Origin of the sequence: Paraburkholderia dipogonis (assembly GCF_042680985.1) — a bacterium.
Classification (GTDB): Bacteria; Pseudomonadota; Gammaproteobacteria; order Burkholderiales; family Burkholderiaceae; genus Paraburkholderia; species Paraburkholderia phytofirmans.
The window spans coordinates 215,499-241,541 of record NZ_JBHUFR010000016.1 but is presented as its reverse complement, the minus strand read 5'-3'; the positions used below and the strand labels follow the sequence as shown (position 1 = coordinate 241,541).

Annotated in this window: 21 protein-coding genes; 7 read left to right on the top strand and 14 right to left on the bottom strand. The window is 62.0% G+C overall.

The genetic code is table 11. The features are described 5' to 3' along the window. Positions 1-81: 81 nt before the first annotated feature. From hscB to ACFSNN_RS21255, 7 genes are all read right to left on the bottom strand, one after another. Positions 82-609: a Fe-S protein assembly co-chaperone HscB gene (gene hscB / locus ACFSNN_RS21285; protein WP_134455623.1), complete on the bottom strand. Its 528-nt coding sequence runs from the start codon at positions 607-609 to the stop codon at positions 82-84. A 155-nt stretch (positions 610-764) separates the two neighbouring features. Then, complete coding sequence (gene iscA / locus ACFSNN_RS21280; protein WP_012433565.1) at positions 765-1,088, bottom strand: iron-sulfur cluster assembly protein IscA; 324 nt, start codon at positions 1,086-1,088, stop codon at positions 765-767. A 159-nt stretch (positions 1,089-1,247) separates the two neighbouring features. Next, complete coding sequence (gene iscU, locus ACFSNN_RS21275) at positions 1,248-1,664, bottom strand: Fe-S cluster assembly scaffold IscU (RefSeq protein ID WP_012433566.1); 417 nt, start codon at positions 1,662-1,664, stop codon at positions 1,248-1,250. Positions 1,665-1,735: 71 nt separating this feature from the next. Further along, a complete protein-coding gene (locus tag ACFSNN_RS21270) occupies positions 1,736-2,959 on the bottom strand; it encodes an IscS subfamily cysteine desulfurase (protein ID WP_134455622.1) in 1,224 nt (407 codons plus the stop codon). A gap of 75 nt (positions 2,960-3,034) precedes the next feature. Further along, positions 3,035-3,565, bottom strand: coding sequence for a Fe-S cluster assembly transcriptional regulator IscR (gene iscR, locus ACFSNN_RS21265; RefSeq protein ID WP_134455621.1), 531 nt, complete (start codon positions 3,563-3,565; stop codon positions 3,035-3,037). A gap of 134 nt (positions 3,566-3,699) precedes the next feature. Next, on the bottom strand, positions 3,700-4,197 hold the full coding sequence (locus ACFSNN_RS21260) for a low molecular weight protein-tyrosine-phosphatase (protein WP_134455620.1): 498 nt from the start codon (positions 4,195-4,197) through the stop codon (positions 3,700-3,702). Between the two features lie 147 nt (positions 4,198-4,344). After that, positions 4,345-4,584, bottom strand: a complete 240-nt coding sequence (locus ACFSNN_RS21255; protein ID WP_134455619.1) for a hypothetical protein — start codon at positions 4,582-4,584, stop codon at positions 4,345-4,347. A gap of 267 nt (positions 4,585-4,851) precedes the next feature. Here ACFSNN_RS21255 and ACFSNN_RS21250 point away from each other — a divergent pair, with 267 nt between their 5' ends. Further along, positions 4,852-5,412, top strand: a complete 561-nt coding sequence (locus ACFSNN_RS21250; RefSeq protein WP_134455618.1) for a hypothetical protein — start codon at positions 4,852-4,854, stop codon at positions 5,410-5,412. 231 nt (positions 5,413-5,643) lie between these two features. On the opposite strand, the gene ACFSNN_RS21245 is transcribed toward ACFSNN_RS21250, so the two are convergent. Then, the gene (locus tag ACFSNN_RS21245; protein ID WP_134455617.1) at positions 5,644-7,059 is read right to left on the bottom strand and encodes a lactate utilization protein B; all 1,416 of its coding nucleotides are present in this window, start codon (positions 7,057-7,059) and stop codon (positions 5,644-5,646) included. A 99-nt stretch (positions 7,060-7,158) separates the two neighbouring features. Then, positions 7,159-7,881 (bottom strand): (Fe-S)-binding protein, encoded by a 723-nt coding sequence (locus tag ACFSNN_RS21240; RefSeq protein WP_134455616.1) that lies wholly within the window; start codon positions 7,879-7,881, stop codon positions 7,159-7,161. A 179-nt stretch (positions 7,882-8,060) separates the two neighbouring features. Between ACFSNN_RS21240 and ACFSNN_RS21235 the strand changes: the two genes are divergently transcribed. Continuing rightward, on the top strand, positions 8,061-8,867 hold the full coding sequence (locus ACFSNN_RS21235; protein WP_134455615.1) for an IclR family transcriptional regulator: 807 nt from the start codon (positions 8,061-8,063) through the stop codon (positions 8,865-8,867). A gap of 106 nt (positions 8,868-8,973) precedes the next feature. On the opposite strand, the gene pbpG is transcribed toward ACFSNN_RS21235, so the two are convergent. Then, positions 8,974-10,161 (bottom strand): D-alanyl-D-alanine endopeptidase, encoded by a 1,188-nt coding sequence (gene pbpG, locus ACFSNN_RS21230; protein ID WP_134455614.1) that lies wholly within the window; start codon positions 10,159-10,161, stop codon positions 8,974-8,976. Between the two features lie 776 nt (positions 10,162-10,937). Here pbpG and ACFSNN_RS21225 point away from each other — a divergent pair. Next, on the top strand, positions 10,938-11,510 hold the full coding sequence (locus tag ACFSNN_RS21225) for a phasin family protein (protein ID WP_012433576.1): 573 nt from the start codon (positions 10,938-10,940) through the stop codon (positions 11,508-11,510). A 317-nt stretch (positions 11,511-11,827) separates the two neighbouring features. Here the strand turns inward: ACFSNN_RS21225 and lpdA are convergent, their stop codons facing one another. The 3 genes from lpdA to aceE all read right to left on the bottom strand — a co-directional run bounded on the left by lpdA (position 11,828) and on the right by aceE (position 18,332). Continuing rightward, positions 11,828-13,624 (bottom strand): dihydrolipoyl dehydrogenase, encoded by a 1,797-nt coding sequence (lpdA, locus tag ACFSNN_RS21220; protein ID WP_134455613.1) that lies wholly within the window; start codon positions 13,622-13,624, stop codon positions 11,828-11,830. Between the two features lie 265 nt (positions 13,625-13,889). Further along, complete coding sequence (gene aceF, locus ACFSNN_RS21215; protein WP_377779191.1) at positions 13,890-15,548, bottom strand: dihydrolipoyllysine-residue acetyltransferase; 1,659 nt, start codon at positions 15,546-15,548, stop codon at positions 13,890-13,892. 87 nt (positions 15,549-15,635) lie between these two features. Further along, a complete protein-coding gene (gene aceE / locus ACFSNN_RS21210) occupies positions 15,636-18,332 on the bottom strand; it encodes a pyruvate dehydrogenase (acetyl-transferring), homodimeric type (protein WP_134455611.1) in 2,697 nt (898 codons plus the stop codon). Between the two features lie 275 nt (positions 18,333-18,607). On the opposite strand from aceE, the gene fixL reads away from it, so the two are divergent. The 4 genes from fixL (at position 18,608) to folD (ending at position 24,558) form a co-directional block, all read left to right on the top strand. Next, complete coding sequence (gene fixL, locus ACFSNN_RS21205; RefSeq protein WP_134458766.1) at positions 18,608-21,124, top strand: oxygen sensor histidine kinase FixL; 2,517 nt, start codon at positions 18,608-18,610, stop codon at positions 21,122-21,124. Next, a complete protein-coding gene (fixJ, locus tag ACFSNN_RS21200; RefSeq protein ID WP_006051254.1) occupies positions 21,121-21,765 on the top strand; it encodes an oxygen response regulator transcription factor FixJ in 645 nt (214 codons plus the stop codon). Before fixL ends, fixJ begins: the two co-directional genes overlap by 4 nt. A gap of 615 nt (positions 21,766-22,380) precedes the next feature. Continuing rightward, complete coding sequence (locus tag ACFSNN_RS21195) at positions 22,381-23,322, top strand: DUF2950 domain-containing protein (RefSeq protein ID WP_134455610.1); 942 nt, start codon at positions 22,381-22,383, stop codon at positions 23,320-23,322. A 375-nt stretch (positions 23,323-23,697) separates the two neighbouring features. Next, entirely contained in the window at positions 23,698-24,558 is an 861-nt protein-coding gene (gene folD, locus ACFSNN_RS21190) for a bifunctional methylenetetrahydrofolate dehydrogenase/methenyltetrahydrofolate cyclohydrolase FolD (RefSeq protein ID WP_134455609.1), read from the top strand. Positions 24,559-24,806: 248 nt separating this feature from the next. Here the strand turns inward: folD and ACFSNN_RS21185 are convergent, their stop codons facing one another. After that, on the bottom strand, positions 24,807-25,922 hold the full coding sequence (locus ACFSNN_RS21185; RefSeq protein WP_134455608.1) for an acyltransferase family protein: 1,116 nt from the start codon (positions 25,920-25,922) through the stop codon (positions 24,807-24,809). Positions 25,923-26,043: the final 121 nt, after the last annotated feature.

Below are 26,043 nucleotides of genomic sequence, written 5' to 3'. Positions count from 1 at the left end.
GTCCTGAATTTTCGCGTTGCTGGATGTAATGCTACGGCTTTTCTGGCGGCCATTGCCGCACGCGCGGCGCGCTCGGGCTCGCTAGTTTTCGAGCCGCTCGATCTGCGTGCCGATTTCCGACGCCACCCGTTCAATAAACATCAACTGCCGCACGGCCTCGCCCGCGGCCTGATTCGCGCCGCTGTCGAGCAACGCGCCGAGCTTGTCGAAACGCATGCGCTCTTCGTCGCGCAGTTCAGTGAGCAAGGCGTCGAGCGCGTCGACGTTCTTCGCCGCAGCCGCGTCTTCGATGCCTTCGCGCCATTCCATCTGCTGCATCAGGAACGCCGGCTCCATCGCCGTATTGTCGTTCGCGCCGACGTCGATGCCGCGCAGATGCAGCAAATAGGTGGCGCGCTTTAACGGATCGCGCAACGTCTGATACGCCTCGTTGGTGCGCGTCGCCCATTGCATCGCAATGCGCTTTTGCGCGTCGCCGGCCGCCGCGAAGCGGTCCGGATGCACTTGCGCCTGGACCGTGCGGTAGGCATGGTCGAGCGCGGAGGCGTCGAGCGCGAATTGCGCCGGCAGATCGAACAGGTCGAAGTGGCTGTCGTTCAGCGAGGCCATCGGATAGAAGAAGTCCGTTCAGGAAAGCGCACCGGAGTGCAGTCTAAAAAACGCGGCTCGTCGAAGCGGAGCCCGGTGGCATAAGCGAATTCGCGGATCAAACTAAAAAGGCGGCACGCGCCGCCTTTGATCCGCTGCACGCGGAATGTCCCGATTTACACGCGGAACGATTCGCCGCAACCGCATTCGTCCTTCACGTTCGGGTTGTTGAACTTGAAGCCTTCGTTCAACCCTTCACGTGCGAAGTCGAGTTCGGTGCCGTCGATATAGGCGAGGCTCTTAGGGTCGACAATGAGCTTCACGCCGTTGCATTCGAACACTTCGTCTTCGGGCGCGAGTTCATCCACGTACTCGAGCTTGTAAGCCAAGCCGGAGCAACCGGTGGTGCGCACGCCGACGCGCAAGCCGACGCCTTTACCGCGACGGTTCAGATACTTCTGGACGTGCTGTGCTGCCTTTTCGGTCAACGTAATTGCCATAGCGTTTCTCATTGCGCAGAGTGTGCCGGCCATGCCTCTACCCGCTCACGCGCTGCTACCCTGCCTGCACCAAATATCGTTCGTGCCGGACGGCTGGCGTGATTCCACGCCTTCGTCCGTTTCGATTTACCTGAAACCGCGCCGCAACCGCCGCTCTGGTTAAGCGTGTTGCTTGTCGCCTTCGACCGAAGCGGCTTCACCGTGACGTTGCTTGTAGTCGGCGACCGCTGCCTTGATCGCGTCTTCCGCGAGGATCGAGCAGTGGATCTTCACCGGCGGCAGCGCCAGTTCTTCGGCGATCTGCGTGTTCTTGATCGACATGGCTTGATCGAGCGTCTTGCCCTTCACCCATTCGGTGACGAGCGAGCTCGACGCAATTGCCGAACCGCAGCCATACGTCTTGAACTTCGCGTCTTCGATGATGCCGTCCGCGCCCACGCGGATCTGCAACTTCATGACGTCGCCGCATGCCGGCGCGCCGACCATGCCGGTGCCGACCGCATCGTCGTCCTTCGCGAAGGAACCGACGTTGCGCGGGTTTTCGTAGTGGTCCAGAACCTTGTCGCTATAAGCCATGATGACACTCCTTGATTCGTTTCAACCTGCAATTCGCAATTCGATGAATTCGACGTCGTCCAAACGGCGCGTCAGTGCGCTGCCCACTGGATGGTCGAAATATCGATCCCGTCCTTGTGCATTTCCCACAGCGGCGACAGATCGCGCAGCTTCGAAATCTTGGTCTTCAGCAGGTTGATCACGTAATCGACATCCTGCTCGGTCGTGAAGCGGCCCACCGTGAAGCGGATCGAGCTGTGCGCCAGCTCGTCGTTGCGGCCCAGCGCGCGCAGCACATACGACGGTTCCAGCGAAGCCGATGTGCAAGCCGAGCCGGACGACACCGCCACGTCCTTCACCGCCATGATCAGCGACTCGCCTTCGACGAAATTGAAGCTGATGTTCAGGTTGTGCGGCACACGCTTTTCCATGTCGCCGTTCACATACACTTCTTCCATTTCCGACAGGCCGCGCAGCAGACGGTCGCGCAGCATGCGAACGCGCTCGTTTTCCGTCGCCATTTCTTCACGCGCGATACGGAACGCTTCGCCCATGCCGACGATCTGGTGCGTGGCCAGCGTGCCCGAACGCATGCCGCGCTCGTGACCGCCGCCGTGCATCTGCGCTTCGATACGAATGCGCGGTTTGCGGCGCACGTACAGCGCACCGATGCCCTTCGGGCCATACGTCTTGTGCGCCGAGAACGACATCAGGTCGACCTTCAGCTTTTGCAGATCGATCGCGATCTTGCCGGTGGCTTGCGCCGCGTCGACGTGAAAAATGATGCCTTTTTCACGCGTGATCTCGCCGATCGCTTCGATGTCCTGGATCACGCCGATCTCGTTGTTCACCGACATGACCGACACCAGAATCGTGTCCGGACGCAACGCGGCCTTGAACTTTTCGAGGTCGATCAGACCGTCGTCTTTAACGTCCAGATACGTGACTTCGAAGCCTTCGCGTTCGAGTTCGCGGCAGGTGTCGAGCACGGCCTTGTGCTCGGTCTTCACCGTGATGATGTGCTTGCCTTTGCTCTTGTAGAAGTGCGCGGCACCCTTGATCGCCAGGTTGTCCGACTCGGTGGCACCCGAGGTCCAGATGATTTCGCGCGGATCGGCGTTCACCAGCGCGGCGACATTCTCACGCGCTTCTTCGACTGCGCGCTCCGCCGCCCAGCCATACGAGTGGCTGCGCGATGCGGGGTTGCCGAACTGCTCGCGCAGATACGGAATCATCTTGTCCACCACGCGCGGATCGATCGGCGTCGTCGCGCTGTAGTCCATGTAGATGGGCAGATGGAGAGTGTCGTTGTTCATCAATTGCTCCGGGGACGTCGTGTGCTCTGGCTTCTGGGTTTCTTATCAGGCTGCGGTGACTGCTCGATACCGCGCCTAGGAACCGGCCATGTTGAAAACTGAATTCGGCCCTTTCGGCGCCACGCGGACGGGTTCAACCGCCGGCGCTTCGTTGCGTCTATCGCGTATCACGGCCGGCTCGCCTTCCCGCGAGCGCTGCTGATCGACCAGATCCTTCAGCGAGACCGAATCGAGGTACTCGACCATTTTCTGGTTCAGCGTGGACCACAGTTCGTGCGTCATGCAGTGGCCGTCGTGCTGTTTGGTGCCCTCGCACGAGCCCTTGCCGCCGCATTGGGTGGCGTCGAGCGGCTCGTCGACCGCGATGATGATGTCAGCCACGGTCACGTCTTCAGCGCGGCGGGCGAGATTGTAGCCGCCGCCCGGTCCGCGCACGGACTCGACGATTTCATGACGACGCAGCTTGCCAAACAGCTGCTCGAGGTACGACAGGGAAATGTGCTGGCGCTGGCTGATACCCGCAAGCGTCACCGGGCCCTGCTCCTGGCGCAGTGCCAGGTCAATCATCGCCGTGACGGCGAAACGGCCTTTCGTGGTGAGTCTCATATGGTGTGGGAACCGCAATTCTCGACAAGTTTTGTCAAGTATAAATACATGAGCGATTTAGTCAAGTATCCCTACCGCGATTTGGGTCATTTGCTTAATTGCTAGATAAGCTCGGCGCGCTTTCTCGCCGGATTCTATGCAAGCAACTGGGGACGCAGCGCCGCGATGAGGCCGCGGCAGGCAACTTCACACTGATCCAGCACCTGCTCGAAGCCTTCCGCGCCGCCAAAATACGGATCGACGACTTCGCGGGCGCCACTCCAGCGGGCGTCCGTTTCCGGGACGAATTCCATCAGCAGACGGATCTTGTCGCGTTGGTGCGGCGGGCAGATCTGACGCAAGGCGACGATGTTCTTGTCGTCCATGGCGATCAGCAGGTCGAAGCGGTCGAAATCCGCCGCGGCGATCTGGCGGCCGCGCAAGCCCGCGAGCTCGTACCCGCGCTGGCCGGCTGCCAGCTGCGCGCGCTCGTCCGGCGGCTCGCCGATGTGCCAGTCACCCGTTCCGGCGGAATCGATCACAATGCGTTCCGCGAGCTTCGCCTCGTCTACCAGATGACGCATCACACCTTCCGCGGTCGGCGAACGACAGATGTTCCCGAGGCAGACAAAGCAGATGGATACGGTTTTCATCGAAGGATTTTTAGCCGAGTGACGCGCGCAGGCTGACTGTTAGTAAATGTTGCCGCGATTATACAAAGCTGGCCGGAAACTCGCCTGCGGCTGGCACGAGCATGGCGTTCGGTATGGCGGCCGATCCCGGTCGCGCTCAGCTCGTGCTTACGACGCTTCCGCGACCGGCATCGCCGTAGCGGCGCGCATCGGTTTCGCGCGCAAAGTCGAGGCATCGTCGATCATGCCGTACGAAACGGCACGCGCGAGTTCAGCCGTCAACTGGTCGGCAGCGAGCGGAGCTTGCGGGACGCGCGATGCAGCGTCGCCACAAATATGGAGATAAGCAGCCGCAGCGAGCGGCACAACGATGGCAAGGGGCCAGTACACCGATATTGTCTTTTTCATGATGTCGATTCTTCCGATTGGGGGCAGATGAGTTCGTTACCCACTATGCCCAGTCGAAATCTTATAGAAATTCACAATCGGGAAAAACCTACTGGCGCGAGATAGACCGTTGCGCTGAGTGGAACAGTGAATTCACTTTTCGCAACGCACGGCCCCGACGCGCGTCATGGCACAAAAAAGAAATCCTTACAAACACATACAAAGCTCTCGCGACGGATAGCGATAATAGCGGTCTCACAGAAACAAAACCTCGCATCGGTCGATCACATGAAACGCTTTGTTTTTGCACCACTCGCCTGCCTCGCCGTCGCTGCCCTGCTCGGCGGCTGCGCGGTCTATCCGGACGGCACGCCGATGTACAGCAACGGCTACGGCGGCGGCTATAGCGGCTACGACGGTTACGATGGCTACGCCACCGGTGTGCCGGTCGTGCCGCAAACCAATGTCTACATGGGCTATAGCAACTACTCGGGGCCTGGCTACTACGACGGGCCGGGCCGCTATTACGGCCCGGGCCCTGGCTACGGCGGCTATCCCGATCGAGGCCGGCCGAACAACGGCAATTATGGAAACAACGGCAACCACGGCGATAACGGCGGCTGGCACGGCCAGCCGAATGGCGGATCGCGCGGCGGGCCGCCGCCGCAAGGTGCCGCGGGCGGCCCGCGCGGGCCGAGCGGATCGAACGCGCCACGACCGGGGGCTGGAAGCCCACCGCCACCTCCACCGCCGCAGCAGCAAGCCGGCGGCGGTCGCGGCAACGGGAATAACGGTGCGCCCGTGCGAGGGGTGCCGGGTCGCCAGTCGGGCCAGATGACGGATCACTGATCTGGACTAGCCGTATGGTGGAAGCGCGGTACGCGTGTGCTGATGCGCAGGCGTACCGTGTTCTAATTTCTGCGGCCGCAATGTGCGGGTCGCTCAGGCGAAATCAGGCGAGATCAGATTGCCTTGCGGTTCGACGCAAGATCGGACAGCGCGATACCGGAACCACCGGCTCACGCTGAATGCCGAGTGAATCGCAAAAGACGATAGCAATGTCTGGCCGCCGACGCCCGCTCAGCCAATATGACTGCGCTGCGCCGCGTACAACTCCCTGAACGTCCGACCGACCGGAGCGGGCATCTCCCGCGTATTGGTCCAGCCCGCGCCGCCCAGCGGAAGCCTGGCGATCGACCGGTTTCTTCCGCCCATGCGTTCCAGCAGACGGACAGCCAGTTTAGTGAAAAGCGCGTAAGCATCCGGGTGCAGCGCCAGAAACCCCCATATCGCAAGTCCGGCGCGCTCTTTCCACGGCCGCAGACGCCGCTCCACCTGCTTCTCGCGCAGCTTGCGCAACAGATCGGAGAGCGGAATCCCCACCGGGCACACGCTATTGCACTCGCCGCACAAAGTCGCGGCCTGCGGCAGATCCAGCGCCTTGTCGACGCCGACATAGCTCGGCGTCAATACCGAACCCATCGGGCCGGGATAGACCCAGCCGTATGCATGACCGCCCACCTTCTGATACACCGGACAATGGTTCATGCACGCGCCGCAGCGGATGCATCTCAGCATTTCCTGGAAGTCGCCGCCTATCAGTCCCGTGCGCCCGCCGTCGACGAGCACCACATACATATGCTCGGGACCGTCCTGGTCACCCTCGCCGCGCGGCCCCGTCAGCACGGAAAAATAGTTCGAGGTGGCCTGCCCGGTCGCCGAGCGCGGCAAGAGACGCATCGCCGTGGCCAGATCTTCAAGTGTGGGCAGCACTTTCTCGATGCCCGTCACCGCCACGTGCACGCGTGGCATCACGGTGCACATGCCCTCGTTGCCCTCGTTCGTGACCAGCACGACCGAGCCCGTTTCCGCCACCACGAAATTGCCGCCGGTCACGCCCATGTCCGCGGTCATGAAATGCGGACGCAACATCTCGCGCGCTTCGCGCGTCATGTCGGTGATTTCGGTGAGGCGCGGGCGGTTGTGAGTCTTAGCAAACAGGTCGGCGATCTCGTCCTTATCTTTATGGACGACCGGCGCGATGATGTGGCTCGGCGGCTCGTTGTCGTTGATCTGCAGAATGTACTCACCCAGATCGGTTTCGATGGATTGCACGCCCATCTGCCCGAGCACTTCGTTCAGGCGCATTTCTTCGGTGACCATCGACTTGGTCTTGATCACCTTTTTTACCTCGTGCCGGCGAGCAATGTCGCCGACGAGCCGCGCGGCCTCCTGAGTCGTCTCGGCGAACAGCACCGTCACGCCGCGCCGCGCCGCTTCGCGCTCGAAAGTTTCCAGCCACACGTCGAGATTTTCCAGCGCGCGATTGCGGCGCTCCTTCAGTGCGGCGCGCGTGGCGGGAAAATCGATCGCGGTCATGGCCGTGGCGCGGGCCGACACGAACTTGGTCGACAGCTTGGTGAGATTCTGCTGCAGACGCTGGTCGGCGAGTTTCTGACCGGCGCGCGCCTTGAATTGCATCGATTGGACTTGCATGGCGGCCTTGTGCGTAATCAGGCAAAGCGGGCGAACCGCGAGTTAGGACGAGTCAAGCGCGCCTATCTGGATAAAAAGGCGGACGTGCAGCCGCCCGCGTTACACGTCGCCGGCCAGCACCTGCGCGATGTGCAGCACGCGCGTGGTGGCGTCGCCGGTCCGCCGCAAACGGCCCTCGATATTGAGCATGCAGCCGAGATCGCCGAGCACGACCGCGCCGGTGCCGCTTGCCCGAATATTCGCGCATTTTTCGTCGACTATCGCCGTGGAGATATCCCCATACTTGACCGCGAAGGTGCCGCCGAAGCCGCAGCAATGCTCGCAATCCTTCATCTCGTTCACGGTCACGCCGACTTGCGCCAGCAAGGCGCGCGGCTGCGCCTTCACGCCGAGTTCCCGCAGCCCGGAGCAGGAATCGTGGTACGTGACCTGACCCGCGAACTCGCCCGGCTGCAATTGCACTTTGGCCACGTTCACGAGGAAATCGGTCAGTTCGAACACCTTGGCGCGCAGCCGGCCGAAGCGGTTCATCAGTTCGGGATCGTCGGCGAAGAGGTCGGCGTAATGCGCGCGGATCATGCCGCCGCACGAACCGGACGGGACCACGACGTAATCGAACTGCTCGAACTCGCGCAAGGTCTTCTCGGCCAGATCGCGCGCGATGCGCCGCTCCCCGGAGTTGTACGCCGGTTGCCCGCAACAGGTTTGCGCTGGCGGCACCATCACCTCGAATCCGGCGCCTTCGATCAGTTTGATGACCGAAAAACCGATCTCGGGACGCATCAGGTCGATCAGGCAGGTAACGAACAATCCGACTCGCATGAGCCCTCCTTCGGGAAAACGTCCCTGATTATCCGCTGTTTGCCGCACAATACCAACGGCCGGAAGGCATAGGACGAAAGCGACTTAATTTGGAATAGACGTTCCAACCGCTTTCCATCTTTTCACAATACGGGATACAATCAATTTCCGCTGTTTGACGCGTCAACCGATTCCTTCCCATGAGCGATACGAACCCGGATCCCAAAACTTCGATCCAGGTGATCGAACGCATGATGCGCTTGCTCGACGCACTCGCTGCGCACAGCGACCCGGTCAGCCTGAAAGAACTCGCCATCCGCACGGAGCTGCATCCGTCCACCGCGCACCGCATCCTGAACGATATGGTGATGTGCCGGCTGGTCGACCGGTCGGATCCCGGCACATACCGTCTCGGCATGCGCCTGCTCGAACTGGGCAATCTGGTGAAGGCTCGCCTGTCGGTGCGCGACGCGGCGCTCACGCCGATGCGCGAACTGCATCGTCAGACGGGCCAGACGGTGAATCTGTCGGTGCGCCAGGGCGACGAGATCGTGTATATCGAGCGCGCTTATTCCGAGCGTTCCGGCATGCAGGTGGTGCGCGCCATCGGCGGACGGGCGCCGTTGCATCTGACCTCGGTAGGCAAGCTGTTCCTCGCCGCCGACGAATCCACCCGCGTGCGAGCTTATGCGACGCGGACCGGTTTGTCGGGCCACACGCAGAACAGCATCACTGACCTGACCAAACTGGAGCGTGAGTTGTCGCATGTGCGCCAGCAGGCGTGCGCGCGTGATAACGAAGAACTGGAACTCGGCGTGCGCTGCATCGCCGCCGGTATCTACGACGACACCGGCAAGCTGGTCGCCGGTCTGTCGCTGTCGGCGCCGGCGGACCGCCTGCAAGACTCCTGGATTGGCCAGCTGAGCCAGACCGCGCTGATGATTTCGGCGTCGCTTGGCTATCGGCCGCAACCCCCGCAGGACCATTCGCATAGCCATCACGCGTAGGCCGGCACTTCACATCCTCCGTTCAAAACAAAAAAAGCCTCGCAAAAAATGCGAGGCTTTTTGTTTTCATGCGGCCGGTCCAAAAACCGGCCACCGGGGAAAAGCTTCAGGTACCCGGGCCGCCGGCGTCCGCGCTGGTAATACGCGCCTGGTCGCCGCCATTATCCAGCCACGTGCGCAGACGCGTGGCGTCCGCGAAGCGCGAGTACTTACCCGACGAGTCGAGCAGGACCATGATCATCGGACGGCCGTGAATGGTCGCCTGCATCACGAGGCACTCGCCCGCTTCGTTGATGAAGCCGGTCTTTTGCAGACCGATGTCCCACGTCGGATTGCGCACCAGCGCATTGGTGCTGTTATAGGCCAGCGAGCGCTTGCCGGTGTACACCTCGTAGCTGTGGTCGGTCGAGAACCTGCGGATCACCGGATACTGATAAGCCGCGTTGACCATCTTCACGAGGTCGCGCGCGCTCGACACGTTCTGGCTCGTCAAACCCGTGGGGTTTTCAAAGTGCGTGTCGGTCATGCCGAGCTGCCTGGCTTTCGCATTCATGGCCGCGAGGAACGCCGGACGGCCGCCCGGGAAATAACGCGACAGCGCCGCAGCCGCGCGATTTTCCGACGCCATCAGCGCGATGTGCAGCATGTCTTCACGCGAAAGCACCGAGCCCACCGACAAACGCGAGCCGGTGTTCTTTTCATAATCGCGGTCTTCGTCCGTGACTTCGATCTGGTCGGTCATCGGCTCTTTCGAGTCGAGCACCACCATCGCGGTCATCAGCTTGGTGATCGACGCGATCGGCACCACGGCGCGCGAGTTCTTGTCGAACAGCGATTCGCCCGAGTTCTGATCGATCACGTACGCAACGCTCGAACGCAGCATGAGCGCGTCCGGCGTTTCGTGCAGACCAAAAGCCTGGCCGACACTCGGCTGACGCGGCTCGTACGCGACACGGCGCACCACCGAACGGTGACGGCCGTTCGACGTATACGTTACGCGCTTGCGCTTGACGCCCGCGCGCGGTGCGTCGTCGTCCGCGGCTACGGTCTTTGCAGCCGCGCCCTTGGTGGCCTTCGAGGCTTTGCTCGACACCTTGGTGCCAGGCGCGGCAGCTAGCTTTTTGGCCGCTTTGGCGTGTTTGGAAGTTTTTGCAGGTGCAGCAGGTGTGGCGGCAAAAGCGCTCACGGGCGTAGCGAACGCCGCTGCGATGACCATGGAGGCGGCCACCGACAGAGCGGTGCTGCGGGCCGCGCCGTGGATCACTTTTAGCGACGAAAACATGTCGGTTTTCATGGGTGTTCGGTAGGGAGCGGCGAGTGGGTTCCGCAAGTGTAGTAAAACAACGAAAAATTAGCAATTTGAAGCACTTATGAGCGCTCCTTAAACCGGCTTGTAAGCTCCGATCGCAAAAACACGAATAAGTGCCGCGCATCGATCGAAAAAAACGATCGCCAGCGCGTTATGCCTCGTCGCTGCCGCCATACGCCGGAATCGAGGTGATTCTTCCAGCATAACGGCAATTTCGAGACAACCTTGATCAGGGGAAATACGGTCAGGGCACGGGCGGTCAAGACCGCCAGAGCAACAGCACGTGGCCAGAGTCGCGCAGCCAGCTTGTTAAATGCCTGCTGCAGACCGCCAACGCGCATTCGACCAGCATCATGCATTAACGTTCCGTGACACTTTCCGGTTTACACCGAATGGGCCTTCGAAAGGTTTTTTAACAATCGCCGGATGTTATCCTCCCCGCGCTAGCACGCTCTTTGCCCGCCAAAATAACCTTACTATTTTGTAATAAATGCGGCATGATTGAGCACCAGTGCGGTGCGACGGTTAAATTGACCCGCGTCACGCCGCTGTCATGCCGATCGCATAACACTCTGTTTTATCAGCAGTTTCTTAATATTGTGCGACGCACAAAAAGCACTTGACATTCTTTGCAGCCATCCTAAAATGGGAACCATTGCTGCGATGCACAATTCATCGCGGTCCGGCGGGACGCACCAATGTGTCTCACCATTCACCCAATGCGGTCCGCACAGACAGACCGCGATCCAGGAGCGTAAACCATGACTTTGCTGACCCCTGAGCAATTCGCCGCAGCCCAGAAAGCCAACTTTGAAACGTTGTTCGGCCTGACGACCAAAGCATTTGAAGGCGTCGAAAAGCTGGTTGAGCTGAACCTGCAAGTCGTGAAATCGACGCTCGCGGAAAGCCAGGAAAATGCCCAACGCGCGCTGTCGGTCAAGGACGCGCAGGAACTGCTGGCGCTGCAAGCGAGCCTTGCCCAGCCGGTGGCTGAAAAGGCGCTGTCGTACGGCCGTCACGTGTACGAAATCGTTTCGGCAACGCAAGGTGAATTCACCCGCGTCGCAGAAGCGCAATTCGAAGAGCAAAACCGCAAGGTGCAATCGCTGGTCGAAAACGTCGCGAAGAATGCACCGGCTGGTTCGGAAACGGCTGTCGCTGTCCTGAAGTCGGCTATCACGGCTGCCAACACCACGTACGACACGGTTCACAAGGCAACGAAGCAAGCTGTAGAAATCGCTGAAAGCAACTTCAATGCAGCTGCAACGGCCGCATCGAAGGCAGCTTCGCAAGCCGCCGCACAAGCATCGCGCTCGGCCAAGAAGGCAGTCTAAGCCTCAGTCGCAAGCAGCACGCTTCAAGCAGTATCTGGCGCCGGCACAGCTCACGAGAGTTGTGTCGGCGTTATCGCAAGCAACAGCGTTGTGCCGTTGCCGCTCACATGGTGTTAATTGACCGAACGCTCCGATACGTTGAATAGCGTATCGTTTGCCCGGCGAAAGGCCGGGATTTTTTTATCCGCGCCTTTTGGCCGTCGTCGCGACGGCAACCGCCCTACTCTGCTGCCCAAAGAAAAAGCGGCGCGCCCTTTACGGGGCGCGCCGCTTTTTTATCGATCCCGCCTGCACGAATGCAGACGGACCGAATCGCGTTACTTCTTTTTCTGCGGCGGCAGGTCGGTGCAGACGCCTTCATACAACTCGGCGGCCATACCGATCGATTCGCCGAGCGTTGGATGCGGGTGAATCGTCTTGCCGATATCCGTTGCATCCGCACCCATCTCGACCGCGAGACAGACTTCGCTGATCAGGTCGCCCGCATTCAGACCGACAATCCCGCCGCCGATCACGCGATGCGTTTCTTCATCGAACAGCAGCTTCGTGAAGCCTTCGTCGCGGCCGTTGGCGATCGCGCGGCCCGACGCGGCCCACGGGAACACCGCTTTGCCGTACTTGATGCCTTCGGCCTTCAGTTGGTCTTCCGTCTTGCCGGCCCATGCCACTTCCGGATCGGTGTAGGCCACCGACGGAATCTGCAGCGCGTCGAAGTACGCCTTTTCGCCGTGTGCGACTTCGGCGGCAACGTGAGCTTCATGCACGGCTTTGTGCGCGAGCATCGGCTGACCGACGATATCGCCGATCGCGAAAATGTGCGGCACGTTAGTGCGCATCTGCTTGTCGACGTCGATGAAACCGCGATCCGTGACCGCGACGCCTGCCTTGTCCGCGCCGATCTTCTTGCCATTCGGCGAGCGGCCGACGGCAACCAGCACGAGATCGTAGCGTTGCGCTTCGGCCGGCGCTTTCTCGCCTTCGAACGACACATAGATGCCGTCGTCCTTCGCTTCCGCCGCGGTGGTCTTGGTCTTCAGCATGACGTTAGCGAAACGCTTGCTGTTGTACTTCTCCCAGACCTTGACCAGATCGCGGTCCGCGCCGGCCATCAGGCCGTCGAGCATTTCGACCACGTCGATCTGCGCGCCGAGCGTGGCATACACCGTGGCCATTTCCAGCCCGATGATGCCGCCGCCGATCACCAGCATGCGTTGCGGAATCTGCCGCAGTTCGAGCGCGCCGGTCGAATCGACGACACGCGGATCTTCCGGAATGAACGGCAGCTTCACCGCTTCCGAGCCCGCGGCGATGATGGCCTGCTTGAACTTGACGACCTTCTTGCCGCCCTCGACCTGCACTTCCATATGATGCGGATCGACGAACGAGCCCGTGCCCGTGACCACTTCGACCTTGCGCATCTTCGCCATGCCGGCGAGACCGCCGGTGAGCTTCTTGACGACGCCCGACTTGAAGTCGCGCAGCTTGTCGAGATCGATTTGCGGCTTGCCGAACGTGATGCCGTGCGAGCCGAGCGCTTCGGCTTCGTCGATCACGAGCGCGGTATGCAGCAGCGCCTTCGACGGAATACAGCCGACGTTCAGACACACGCCGCCGAGCGTCGAGTAACGCTCGACCAGCACCGTCTTCATACCCAGATCGGCCGAACGGAACGCCGCGGAATAGCCGCCGGGGCCCGAACCGAGCACGAGCATGTCGCATTCGATATCCGCGTTGCCGGAGAAGCTACCCGCCTGCGGAGCGGGCGTAGCCGCCTTGGCCGGAGCCGCCGCTTGCGGTTTGGCTTCCGCCTGAGCGGGCGCCTTTTCGGGCTCCTTGGCCGGCGCCTTCGGCGCGTCTTTCGCGGGCGCTGCATCCGCCGACGTTTCGACGAGCGCGATCACCGTGCCTTGCGAGACTTTATCGCCGGCTTTGACGCGAACTTCCTTGACCGTGCCGGCGGTATCGCTCGGCACTTCGATGGAGGCCTTATCGGACTCGAGCGTCATGAGAGCCTGTTCGTTCTCGATGACATCGCCCGCTTTGATATTGACTTCGATGACATCGACGTCTTTGAAGTCACCGATATCCGGCACTTTTACTTCGACGAGACTCATTAGTGTCCCCTTCTCGTATTGATCGTGATGAGACAAAGAACCCGCAAAAATACAGCCCAAAAGCTGGCAGCGCGCCGGACAGAATCATCCTTTGCCGTCCGCCGAAGGACGCGCCTTTCTTTTGCCTACTTTTCTTTGGAAGACAAAGAAAAGTAGGTGCCGCCCCGCACAGGGGCGACGCTAATGGACCGAAAAGAAAGCAGGTTCTACAGAGAGACGCGGATAACAGAAACAGAAAAAACCCGCGCCCCACGCAACTACACGATCAAAGAATCACACGCCGGAAATCGGCAAGAAGCGCCCCAAGATACGCATTGAACCTGGCCGCCGCCGCACCATCAATCACCCGATGGTCATACGACAAGGACAGCGGCAGAGTCAGCCGGGGCACGAACTGCTTGCCATCCCAAACCGGCTTCATCGCGCCACGCGACAGACCAAGAATCGCGACTTCAGGCGCATTGATAATCGGCGTGAAGTTCGTGCCACCGATGCCACCCAAAGAAGAAATCGAGAAGCATCCACCTTGCATCTGATCGGGCTTGAGCTTGCCGTCACGCGCGAGCTTGGACAACTCGGCCATTTCCTTGGCGATATCGATCAACCCCTTCTTGTCCGCATCGCGAATGACCGGAACGACCAGACCATTCGGCGTATCAGCCGCAAACCCGATATGGAAATACTGCTTGAACACCAGGTTATCGCCATCGAGGCTGGCATTGAACGTCGGGAACTGCTTCAAAGCCGAGACCACAGCCTTGATCACGAAAGCCAGCATGGTGATCTTCACACCCGACTTTTCGTATTCCTTGTTCAACTTCACGCGCAGTGCTTCGAGCTCGGTGATATCCGCTTCGTCGTTATTGGTGACGTGCGGAATCATGACCCAGTTGCGATGCAGATTCGCGCCCGAAATCTTCTTGATGCGCGACAGCGGCTTCGGATCGACCGGACCGAACTTCGCGAAATCGACCTTCGGCCACGGCAGCAGATTCAACTCGCCGCCACCGCCCGCGGCAGCCGGTGCAGCCGCACCAGCCGGCGCAGCACGCTGACCGGTCATGACGCCCTTGATGAAGGCGGTCACGTCGGCTTGCGTGATACGGTTTTTCGGACCCGTGCCCTGCACTTGCGTCACGTCGACGCCGAGTTCGCGCGCGAATTTACGCACGGACGGCGACGCATGACTCGCGTGGCGCGCGCCACCTTCGCCAGCCGGAATCACCGGCGCCTGAGCGAGCGCCGACGGAGCCGCCGGAGCCGGCGACGGAGCGGCCGGCGCATCCGACGGCTTCTCGACCGCTTGCTTCGGAGCCGGAGCGGGGGCCGCAGCCGCGCCGCCTTCCGCTTCCACGATCACGATCACTGAGCCTTCCGACACGGTATCGCCAACCTTGACCTTCACTTCCTTGACGACGCCCGCAGCCGAGCTCGGCACGTCCATGGTCGCCTTGTCGGACTCGAGCGTCACCAGCGACTGCTCTTTCTCGACGCGATCGCCGACCTTCACCGCGACTTCGATCACGGGAATGTCTTTGTAGTCGCCGATATCCGGCACCTTGACTTCCTGCAGACCGCCGCCGCTGGCAGCGGGCGCGGGTGCAGCCGCGGGGGCCGCAGCCGGCGCCGCCGACGGAGCCGGAGCAGCGGCAGGCGCCGGGGGGGGCGCAGCCGCGCCGCCTTCCGCACCTTCCAGCACGACGATCAGCGAACCTTCCGACACGTTGTCGCCGACCTTGACCTTCACTTCCTTGACGACGCCGGCGGCCGAGCTCGGCACGTCCATGGTCGCCTTGTCGGATTCCAGCGTAACGAGCGATTGCTCTTTTTCGACGGTGTCACCCGCCTTCACCAGCACCTCGATCACAGGAATGTCCTTGTAATCGCCGATGTCCGGCACCTTGACTTCGATCGCTTGACTCATTGTTAGTGTCTCCTGGGCCGCGCACGCGGCCTGCCCCTGCAAACGCAGGAGCGGGCGCGCACGCCGTGGCACACGGGGAATGATGCCTTAGACGGTCATCGGGTTGGGTTTGGCGGGATCAAGGTTGTACTTCTTGAGCGCCTCGGCGACTACCTTGCGTTCGATCGTGCCTTCATCTGCGAGTGCATTCAACGCGGCAACCGTCACCCAGTAGCGGTCGACTTCGAAGAAGTGGCGCAGCTTTTCGCGCGTGTCCGAACGGCCGTAGCCATCCGTGCCCAGCACGACGAACTTCTGCGGCACGAACGCGCGGATCTGCTCGGTCAGCGCGCGCACGTAATCAGTCGATGCGATGACCGGACCTTGTGCGTCCTTCAACAGCGTCTCGACGTGCGAGAGCTTCTTTTCTTCGGTGGGGTGCAGCAGGTTCCAGCGCTGCACTTCGTGGCCTTCGCGCGCGAGTTCGGTGAAGCTCGGCACGCTCCACAGATCGGCGGCGACGCCCCAGTCGTTCTTCAGCAGGTCGGCGGCGGCGATCACTTCGTTGAAGATCGTGCCCGCGCCCATCAGTTGCACGCGCGGCGCCTTCTTGTCCGCTTCGGCCTTACGGAACGCGTACATGCCCTTGATGATGTCGGCTTCCACCGAGTCGCCCTGCGGAATCGCCGGGTGCTCGTAGTTCTCGTTCATCACCGTGATGTAGTAGTACACGTCTTCCTGATCCGCGACCATGCGGCGCAGGCCGTCGCGCATGATGACCGCGAGTTCGTAACCGAAGGTCGGGTCGTAGCTGATGCAGTTCGGCACCGAAGCCGCCCACAGCAGCGAGTGGCCGTCTTCGTGTTGCAGACCTTCGCCGTTCAGCGTGGTGCGGCCGGCCGTACCACCCAGCAGGAAGCCGCGCGAACGCATGTCGCCGGCTGCCCATGCGAGGTCGCCGATACGCTGGAAGCCGAACATCGAGTAGAAGATGTAGAACGGGATCATGATCTCGCCGTGCGTCGAGTACGACGTCGCGGCCGCGATCCAGTCACACATACCACCGGCTTCGTTGATGCCTTCCTGCAGAATCTGACCGGTTTCCGACTCACGGTAGAACATCAGCTGGTCGGAATCTTCCGGCACGTACTTCTGGCCTTCCTGATTCCAGATACCGATCTGACGGAACAGGCCTTCCATACCGAAGGTACGCGACTCGTCCGGCACGATCGGCACGATGCGTTTGCCGAGCGCCTTGTCTTTCAGCAGGATGTTCAGGATCCGCACGAACGCCATGGTCGTGGAGATCTCGCGGCCTTCGCCCGTGCCCTTGAGCAGCGGTTCGAATACCGACAGTTCCGGCACCGGCAGCGACTCGGCCTTCTGGCGACGCGCCGGCAGATAACCGCCGAGGTCCATACGCTTCTGGCGCATGTACTCGAGTTCTTTCGAACCCTCTTCGAACTTGAGATACGGCACGTTGACGAGGTCGTCGTCGGCGATCGGCAGGCGGAACTGGTCGCGGAATTTCTTCAGCTGATCCACGTGCAGTTTCTTCTGCTGGTGGGTGATGTTCATGGCCTGGCCGGCTTCGCCCATGCCGTAGCCCTTGATCGTCTTCGCGAGGATGACGGTCGGCTGGCCCTTCGAATTCGACGCTTCCTGGAATGCCGCGTAGATCTTGTGCGGATCGTGGCCGCCGCGGTTCAGGTTCCAGATGTCCTCGTCGGACCATTCGGCGACCAGCGCCTTCAGTTCCGGCGTATTGAAGAAGTGTTCACGGACGAACGCGCCCGACTCCGACTTGTACGTCTGATACTCGCCGTCGACCACGTCCATCATGCGGCGCATCAGCGCGCCGGACTTGTCGCGTTGGAACAGCGCATCCCAGCGGCTGCCCCAGATGACCTTGATGACGTTCCAGCCCGCGCCGCGGAATTCGCTTTCCAGTTCCTGGATGATCTTGCCGTTACCGCGCACCGGACCGTCGAGGCGCTGCAGGTTGCAGTTGATCACGAACACGAGGTTGTCGAGGCGTTCGCGGCCGGCCATGCCGATCGCGCCGAGCGATTCCGGTTCGTCCGTTTCGCCGTCGCCGAGGAAGGCCCAGACCTTGCGGCCGTCGGTCTTCGCAATGCCGCGCGCCTGCATGTACTTCATGAAGCGCGCCTGATAGATCGCCATGATCGGGCCGAGGCCCATCGAGACGGTCGGGAATTGCCAGAAGTCCGGCATCAGCCACGGGTGCGGGTACGACGAGATGCCCTCGCCGCCCACTTCCTGACGGAAGTTGTCGAGCTGGTTCTCGGTCAGGCGGCCCAGCAGGAACGCTCGCGAGTAGACGCCCGGTGACGAGTGGCCCTGCACGAACACGAGATCGCCGCCATGTTCAGCGGACGGCGCATGCCAGAAGTGGTTGTAGCCGACGTCGTAAAGCGTGGCGGCGGAAGCGAACGAGGCGATGTGGCCGCCGACGTTGGTGTCCTTGCCGGCGCGCAGCACCATCGCGATGGCGTTCCAGCGCGTGTACGAGCGAATGCGGTGTTCGATGTCCTGATCGCCGGGGATCTTCGCCTGACGCGAAACCGGGATCGTGTTGATGTACGGCGTGTTGGCCGAGAACGGCAGATGTTCGCCATGCACGCGGGCAAATTCGATCTGTTTCTCGATCAGGTAGTGAGCGCGATCGGGGCCCACAGCAGAAATCACGCCATCCAGCGCTTCCAGCCATTCGCCGGTTTCCTGGGGATCGTCGTCTTTTTCAGCAGCGACATATTTCATGACTTCGTCGGGTACAGCGGACATGCTCGTCTCCTGGATGTAGAGGAACGCTCTTTGAACAGACGACGCGGACGAAGCACGGCCGCGGCAGCTTCGGCCGATTGTAATAAGGGTCCCGACGTCAGCGCAACAAAATTTTCGAATTACGAGATCGAATCTCATAATGCGGAAAATTGTTGCGGCGCAACCTGATTTGACTGCCGATCGGCGGATACGCTGGCTAGTTTGCGCCGATTAATGGTCCTTTCCGCGCTTTTTTGCGCCATTTGCTAGCTTCACGCTGCGCTACAATGCCACGCATGTTGACCGAACGGCTTTTCGCACGCTCGGCGCGCACCGCCGGTTCGCCCGCGGATTCGACGCCGTCCTCCCGCTGGCACCATGGACCATGGTGGTCCAATTCCTATTTGCTCACGCCGCTTCTGTCGATCCTGGTGTTCCTGGTCGTCATGAGTCTGATTTTGTGGAGCCTGAACCGGCGCGAACAGCAACAGCAGGAAGACACGCTTTACCGTAACGTCGCGTGGGCGCAGCAGCAGATCCGCCTGTCCATGACCGGCGCGCAGGAACAGATCCAGGCGCTCGCGCGCGATCTGGTCGCCGGCCGCGCCGATCCGCATTCGTTCCAGGTGTCCACTACGGACATCATGCAGGGGCATCCCGAGATCCTCTACATGAACTGGTACACCAGCGCGCAGCAACCGCGCTGGCCCAATACCGCGCTGCCCGTGTTCGGCCAGCGTCTGGCCAAGCCGAACGACGCGCAGATGGACGAAGCCGTCAAAGCCGCCTTCACCGAGGCGCGCAACACGCGCCGCCAGGTGTATTCGCCGCTCATCTACGACGACGTCGGCAACGGCTACATCACGCTGCAAACGCCGGTGTTCCGCGACCGCGACTTCCTCGGCACGATCGCCGCCGTGTTCTCGGTGGAAGGGATCCTCAAGCACGACATTCCGCCTGAGCTGTCCGCCAAATACAAAATCTCGATCATCGACGTGAACAACCGCGAGTTGACCACCACGTCGACCCGCCCGCGCCTGCCGCGCGACATGTTCTACGATCTGCCGCTCGACCCGCCGGGCCAAGGCGTCTCGGTGCGCGTCTACGCGTTCCCGCAGATGACCAACTTCACCAACAACACGCTGGTGTGGCTGGTGGCGGGTCTGTCCTGTTTCGTGCTGTGGAGCCTGTGGAGCTTGTGGAAACACACACGGCAGCGCTTCGAGGCGCAGCAGGCGCTGTACGCCGAAGCGTTCTTCCGCCGCGCGATGGAAAACTCGGTGCTCATCGGCATGCGCGTGCTCGACATGCATGGGCGCATCACCCACGTCAACCCGGCCTTTTGCCGCATGACCGGCTGGGACGAAAGCGATCTGGTCGGCAAGAACGCGCCGTTCGCCTACTGGCCGCGCGACGCTTACCCCGAAATGCAGCGCCAGCTCGACATGACGCTGCGCGGCAAGGCACCCTCGTCGGGTTTCGAATTGCGGGTGCGCCGTAAGGACGGTTCGCTGTTCCACGCTCGCCTCTACGTGTCGCCGCTGATCGACAGTTCGGGCCGCCAGACCGGCTGGATGTCGTCGATGACCGACATCACCGAGCCGAAGCGCGCGCGCGAAGAACTCGCCGCGGCGCACGAGCGCTTCACCACGGTGCTCGAAAGTCTCGACGCCGCGGTCTCCGTGCTGGCCGCCGACGAAGCCGAGCTGCTGTTCGCCAACCGCTATTACCGGCATCTGTTCGGTATTCGCCCGGACGGACATCTGGAATTGGCGGGCGGCGGGTTCGATAGCGCACAGGCGTCGTCCGATTCGATCGATATGGTGGACACATACGCTGGCCTGCCCGCCGCCGCGTTGACCGAAAGCACTGCGGATGCGCAGGAAATTTACGTGCAGAGCATTCAAAAGTGGTTCGAAGTGCGCCGCCAGTACATTCAGTGGGTGGACGGCCACCTCGCGCAGATGCAGATCGCGACCGACATCACCACCCGCAAGCAGGCGCAGGAACTGTCGCGCCAGCAGGACGAGAAACTGCAGTTCACCAGCCGCCTGATGACGATGGGCGAAATGGCCTCGTCGCTCGCTCACGAACTGAATCAACCGCTCGCCGCGATCAATAACTATTGCTCCGGAACTGTGGCGCTGGTTAAATCCGGTCGGACCACGCCTGACAATCTGCTACCCGTGCTCGAAAAAACCGCCCAGCAAGCGGTGCGCGCCGGCATGATCATCAAGCGCATTCGCGAGTTCGTGAAGCGCAGCGAGCCGAAGCGGCAAGCCACGCGCGTCGCCGATATCGTCGCCGACGCCGTAGGCCTCGCCGAAATCGAGGCGAGGAAGCGCCGCATTCGCATCGTCACGGATCTGCGCTCGCGCCTGCCGGTGATCTACGTCGACCCGGTGCTGATCGAGCAGGTGCTGGTGAACCTGCTGAAGAACGCCGCCGAAGCGATGGCCGAGGCCCGTCCGAATGCGGTCGATCCGGTGATCCGCGTCGTCGTGCGGCTGGAGAGCGGGTTTGTCTGCATCAGCGTCGTCGACCAGGGGCCGGGCGTCGACGAAGCGACAGCCGAGCGGCTGTTCGAACCGTTTTACAGCACCAAGTCCGACGGCATGGGCATGGGGCTGAACATTTGCCGTTCGATTATCGAATCGCACCGGGGCCGTCTGTGGGTGGTGAACAACGTCGAATCTGACGGCCACATCACAGGCGCCACGTTCCATTGCAGTCTGCCTATTGGAGAGCCTGATGGCCCGAGCAACGGCGGGGCACAGGCGCCGACACCACAAACCGTTACGGGAGAGCTATGAATAGCCCAGTCACCACACAGGAAACTGTCTTTGTCGTCGATGACGACGAGGCCGTGCGAGATTCGCTGCGCTGGCTGCTGGAGGCGAACGGATACCGCGTGCAATGCTTCTCCAGCGCCGAGCAGTTCATCGACGCATGGCAGCCGCATCAGCATCCGGGCCAGATCGCGTGCCTGATTCTGGATGTGCGGATGTCCGGCATGAGCGGACTCGAGTTGCAGGAACGCCTGATCGCCGACAACGCATCGCTGCCGATCATCTTCGTGACGGGCCACGGCGACGTGCCGATGGCCGTGTCCACGATGAAAAAAGGCGCGATGGATTTCATCGAAAAGCCGTTCGACGAAGCCGAGTTGCGCAAGCTGGTCGAGCGCATGTTGGACAAGGCGCGCAGCGAAAGCACCAGCGTGCAGCAGCAGCGCGCTGCTGCCGAGCGTCTGGGCAAGCTGACCGCGCGTGAGCATCAGGTGCTCGAGCGCATCATCGCCGGCCGCCTGAACAAGCAGATCGCCGACGACCTCGGCATCAGCATCAAGACGGTGGAAGCGCACCGCGCAAACATCATGGAAAAGCTCAACGTCAACACGGTCGCCGATCTGCTGCGACTGGCGCTGTCGAACAAGCCGCAACCGGCGCAATAAGCCGCAACCGGCGGCTCGCGGCCCGAAGGCAAACGCCTTTGGGAGAGGCGCCGCCGGGCAGAAGTGACTGCGCATCAACGGCCGGACTATTGAAGAGTCCGGCCCGTCTCGCCCCTCTTTTTCCTCGTATTTCCCCGCGCTTTTTCATCTCCTCCATCGCACGGCAATCACACTAACCGCGTGATTTCGGCGCAGTTGGCTCGCGCAAAATAATACGCGTCGGTCAGCGATCACCTACCCCAATCCGCAACGGGTTCTTTCGTCCGACAAGGTTGACGGATCAGGACGCACCCTCCTTGATTTACCCAGCATTCCTTAGCAAACCTCGCCGATGCCGTGGTCAACGCGAGGGCGACGCGTGCTGCGAAACGCCGCATCCGGCATTGCCTGGTGATGCGAAAGAATGCGAGCGAGTCGAGCGTTTTCCGCGCCGTAGTGCGTGTCGATCGAGCCTTCCGACCACGTACCCGCCACCAGTCCGACGCGCCATTTTCCATCGCGGCGAAGCGACGCAGCCCGTGCTGCGCATCGACATCTCGTCGTATAAACCCCATCGGGAGGACGCAGCCGAGCACCACGCCGGCCGCAACCGCTGAACAAAAAAGGAAGAATCCGATGATGCATCTATTCGCAAAGCGCAAGCTGCGCGCCCAAGTCCTGACATTTGCGTTCGCTCTCGTCACCACCGGCACACTGGTGCTGGCGCCGGTTCTGCTGATCAGCGCGGTCCCCGCCCATGCCCAGGCGGTCTATCCCAGCGCGGACGACGCCGCCAACGCCTTCGTCGAAGCCCTCGCCCGCAACGACGAAGACGCGCTCAAGCGCGTGCTCGGCGGCGATTTTCATCGCTTCATTCCGACCGATGGCATCGGCCAGGACGACATCTATCAGTTCCTCGGCGAATGGTCGAAAAACCATCAGGTCGTCGAGGATCCGGTCAATGACAAAGGCCGCGCCACCGCGCATCTGACGGTCGGCGACAGCGGTTGGACCTTGCCGATTCCGCTCGTCCAGTCGGGCAAGGGCTGGCGTTTCGATCCGCCGGCGGGACGCGATGAAATGCTGACACGCCGCATCGGCCGCAATGAACACGGCGCGATCCTGGCCTCGCTTGTGTATCTCGATGCGCAATACGACTATCGCAACCTGACCCGGCACTACGCACAGCGCCTCATCAGTACGCCGGGGCAGCACGACGGCCTGTACTGGACGACGGCGCCCGGCGAAGCGGAAAGCCCACTTGGACCGCTCGCCGCCATCAGGCCCGACGGCACGCGGCCTGAAGAGGCGTATCACGGCTATCGCTTCCGCATTCTCACGGCACAAGGAGCGCACGCGAAAGGCGGCGCCGGCGACTACGTCGAAAACGGCGTGTTGAGCAAAGGGTTCGGACTGATCGCATCGCCAGCCGACTATGGCAGGACCGGCGTGATGAGTTTCATCGTCAACCAGGACGGCCAGGTCTATGAGAAGAACCTCGGGCCGCGCACCACGCGCGCGGCTGCCGCCATCACGGCATTCGATCCGGGGTCCGGCTGGCAGGCGGTCGAGCCTTAGGGGTCGCGTTTGACAGCCGAGCCTGCGCCCGCTGCGGCAGGTTCTCGGCGGCAGGCGCGGCGCCGAACAGGTGAACAAGCGAAAAGGCGTCTGGCAGCGCACCTGTGGCCGCCAGCGCTCGAAGCGGGCATTCGTGCCCACCATGTGAAGCACGCACGGCCCGCGTACCCACTGCGGCCACGCAGCCTGGAATCCGTACGCGGCACGCCAGGCAGGGCCGGTATAATGTCGCACTTTGCAGCGCCGCTTAACCCCGATTCGCGCCGCGCGCTTTTCACGTACCGACCCATTCCCGTTGAAAAGCGCCATCGCGCGCGGCACGCACGAGCGTCTGCGCCCCGCCCCGCTTTTCAAACTGCCCATCTCGACCCGACCATGACTGCCAAACTGATCGACGGCCTAGCCCTTTCCAAGACTCTGCGCGCCGACGTCGCCGCGCGCGCCGCCGCCCTCACCGCCCGCGGCCATCAGCCGGGCCTCGCGGTGGTGCTGGTCGGCGACAATCCGGCCAGTGAAGTGTATGTGCGCAACAAAGTGAAGGCGTGCCATGACAACGGGCTCGGCTCGTCGTTCGACCGCTATCCGGCCGATCTGCCGGAAGCCGAACTGCTCGCGCGCATCGACGAACTGAACCGCGACTCGCGCATTCACGGCATTCTGGTGCAACTGCCGCTGCCGCCGCATATCGACAGCCACAAGGTGATCGAGGCGATCGCGCCGGAAAAGGACGTCGACGGCTTTCACGTCGCCAACGCTGGCGCGCTGATGACCGGCCAGCCGTTGTTCCGTCCGTGCACGCCGTACGGCGTCATGAAAATGCTCGCCGCTTACGAGATTCCGCTGCAAGGCGCGAACGCGGTGGTGATCGGCCGCTCGAACATCGTCGGCAAGCCGATGGCGTTGCTGCTGCTCCAAGCCGGCGCGACCGTCACGATCTGCCACAGCAAGACGCGCGATCTGGCCGCTCACACGCGCAATGCGGATGTCGTGGTCGCCGCCACCGGCTTGCGCAACATTCTCACGGCGGAGATGGTGAAGCCGGGCGCGGCGGTGATCGACGTCGGCATGAATCGCGACGAAGCCGGCAAACTGTGCGGCGACGTGGATTTTGCGGGCGTCAAGGAAGTGGCCGGCTACATCACGCCGGTGCCGGGCGGCGTCGGCCCGATGACGATCACCATGCTGCTCGTCAACACGATCGAAGCCGCCGAGCGCGAAGCGGCGGCGAACGCGTAAAGCGGCGGAGGAAAGGCCGGCGGAGCGTCTTTGCCGGCTTTGGGATTTTATGGCCTTGGCGTTGTGTCAGGGTTTCGACACGCATCGGCGCTAACGCGCGCCACACTGCTTCGCGCTTGCGTTGGTCGCCTGGACGCCGGCGAAGCAACCTCGGCGGCAACGGGATGCTTGCGGCCTTGGCGTCTCGCCAAGGATCCGCATCCATCGGCTCCGCGCGCGCCTCTCGCATCAACGCATCTCAGCCCACCTCAGCGCACAGCTTGATCGCCAGCCGGCATCCCCGCCGCAACCGGCGCAGACGACCGCGCCAGACGCCCGCGGCACCACTTCAGCACCGGCCGTTCCACGAAGTGCCACGACAGCGCCGCGCACAGCAGAATGACCGGCGCGGCGATCAACACCGCCGTCACATGGCTCAACTGCGGCGCGATATTCGCGACGCATTGCTGCACCATGAAGCCATACAGATAGATGCCGTACGAGTAATCGTGACGCGGCACGAAGCGCCGCAGGAGCGGCGTCGTGCCGATCCACAGCACGCCGTACACGAAGGCCAGATAGAACAGAGGCTGCGCGCCGGCCGTGTCGCGGAACACCAGAAACACCATCGTGAACGCGAGCGCGGTCAACCCGTTGATGTCGATCCGTTCGCGCCAGCCATACAGCAGCATGCCCAGCATGAAAAACGGCTCCGGCCAGAACGAATAGCCGTCCGGCGTTTCGCTGAAATCGCGCAAGCCGATCTGCCAATGCGCATGATCCACGTGCAGCATGAAGAAGGCGCAGCCGAGCGCGGCCGCTAGCATCACGCCGCGCGAACTGGACAGCAAACCCACCATGCCCGTCACGAGCACGAGCAGATAGCAGCGCACTTCAACCGGTAGCGTCCACAGCGGTCCGCAGATGTCGACCGGATAGCGGTTGTGCTCGAACACGCCGGGCAGCGCCCAGCCGGCGCTGCGCACGATAGTCGAGAAGTTGTCGAGATTGGCCCACGTCATGCCGGAGGCGAAATACTCGCGCAGCGTCAACGTCGTAAAGAGCGGACCGACGATGAACACCGTCACCAGCGACCCGGCCGCCACCGCCGGCCACAGCCGCGCGATGCGCAACACGGCGAAGCGCGGCACCGAGCGTTGCCGGTCGAAGCTGGCGGTCACCAGCATGCCGCTCAGCAGGAAGAAGGCGTAGACGCCCAGCGCGCCGAAACCGTCGAAGCCCAACGCGTTCTGAACCCAATCCGTCGTGCCGTCGGGCGCCTGAAGCACGTACGAATGGCCATACACGACGGCAATGGCGGCGAGCAACCGCACGAGATCGAAATTATTGCCCTTGTGCGCGAGTGCGTCCGAAAGCGGATTCATCGATACCTCTTTGCAAAAAGCGCCGCCGGCCGACAGCGACGCTCCACATTGCCGCATAGCAGCAATCGAAACCGTGCGCTTTCGCACAGAGCACGGCGGCGAATTTCGGCGCGCGTGGCGC

Bases quoted from the DNA above. Each gene is read 5' to 3' on its own strand.
- hscB (WP_134455623.1), bottom strand. From the start codon at position 609: ATGGCCTCGCTGAACGACAGCCACTTCGACCTGTTCGATCTGCCGGCG.
- iscA (WP_012433565.1), bottom strand. From the start codon at position 1,088: ATGGCAATTACGTTGACCGAAAAGGCAGCACAGCACGTCCAGAAGTAT.
- iscU (WP_012433566.1), bottom strand. From the start codon at position 1,664: ATGGCTTATAGCGACAAGGTTCTGGACCACTACGAAAACCCGCGCAAC.
- ACFSNN_RS21270 (WP_134455622.1), bottom strand. From the start codon at position 2,959: ATGAACAACGACACTCTCCATCTGCCCATCTACATGGACTACAGCGCG.
- iscR (WP_134455621.1), bottom strand. From the start codon at position 3,565: ATGAGACTCACCACGAAAGGCCGTTTCGCCGTCACGGCGATGATTGAC.
- ACFSNN_RS21260 (WP_134455620.1), bottom strand. From the start codon at position 4,197: ATGAAAACCGTATCCATCTGCTTTGTCTGCCTCGGGAACATCTGTCGT.
- ACFSNN_RS21255 (WP_134455619.1), bottom strand. From the start codon at position 4,584: ATGAAAAAGACAATATCGGTGTACTGGCCCCTTGCCATCGTTGTGCCG.
- ACFSNN_RS21250 (WP_134455618.1), top strand. From the start codon at position 4,852: ATGAAACGCTTTGTTTTTGCACCACTCGCCTGCCTCGCCGTCGCTGCC.
- ACFSNN_RS21245 (WP_134455617.1), bottom strand. From the start codon at position 7,059: ATGCAAGTCCAATCGATGCAATTCAAGGCGCGCGCCGGTCAGAAACTC.
- ACFSNN_RS21240 (WP_134455616.1), bottom strand. From the start codon at position 7,881: ATGCGAGTCGGATTGTTCGTTACCTGCCTGATCGACCTGATGCGTCCC.
- ACFSNN_RS21235 (WP_134455615.1), top strand. From the start codon at position 8,061: ATGAGCGATACGAACCCGGATCCCAAAACTTCGATCCAGGTGATCGAA.
- pbpG (WP_134455614.1), bottom strand. From the start codon at position 10,161: ATGAAAACCGACATGTTTTCGTCGCTAAAAGTGATCCACGGCGCGGCC.
- ACFSNN_RS21225 (WP_012433576.1), top strand. From the start codon at position 10,938: ATGACTTTGCTGACCCCTGAGCAATTCGCCGCAGCCCAGAAAGCCAAC.
- lpdA (WP_134455613.1), bottom strand. From the start codon at position 13,624: ATGAGTCTCGTCGAAGTAAAAGTGCCGGATATCGGTGACTTCAAAGAC.
- aceF (WP_377779191.1), bottom strand. From the start codon at position 15,548: ATGAGTCAAGCGATCGAAGTCAAGGTGCCGGACATCGGCGATTACAAG.
- aceE (WP_134455611.1), bottom strand. From the start codon at position 18,332: ATGTCCGCTGTACCCGACGAAGTCATGAAATATGTCGCTGCTGAAAAA.
- fixL (WP_134458766.1), top strand. From the start codon at position 18,608: ATGTTGACCGAACGGCTTTTCGCACGCTCGGCGCGCACCGCCGGTTCG.
- fixJ (WP_006051254.1), top strand. From the start codon at position 21,121: ATGAATAGCCCAGTCACCACACAGGAAACTGTCTTTGTCGTCGATGAC.
- ACFSNN_RS21195 (WP_134455610.1), top strand. From the start codon at position 22,381: ATGATGCATCTATTCGCAAAGCGCAAGCTGCGCGCCCAAGTCCTGACA.
- folD (WP_134455609.1), top strand. From the start codon at position 23,698: ATGACTGCCAAACTGATCGACGGCCTAGCCCTTTCCAAGACTCTGCGC.
- ACFSNN_RS21185 (WP_134455608.1), bottom strand. From the start codon at position 25,922: ATGAATCCGCTTTCGGACGCACTCGCGCACAAGGGCAATAATTTCGAT.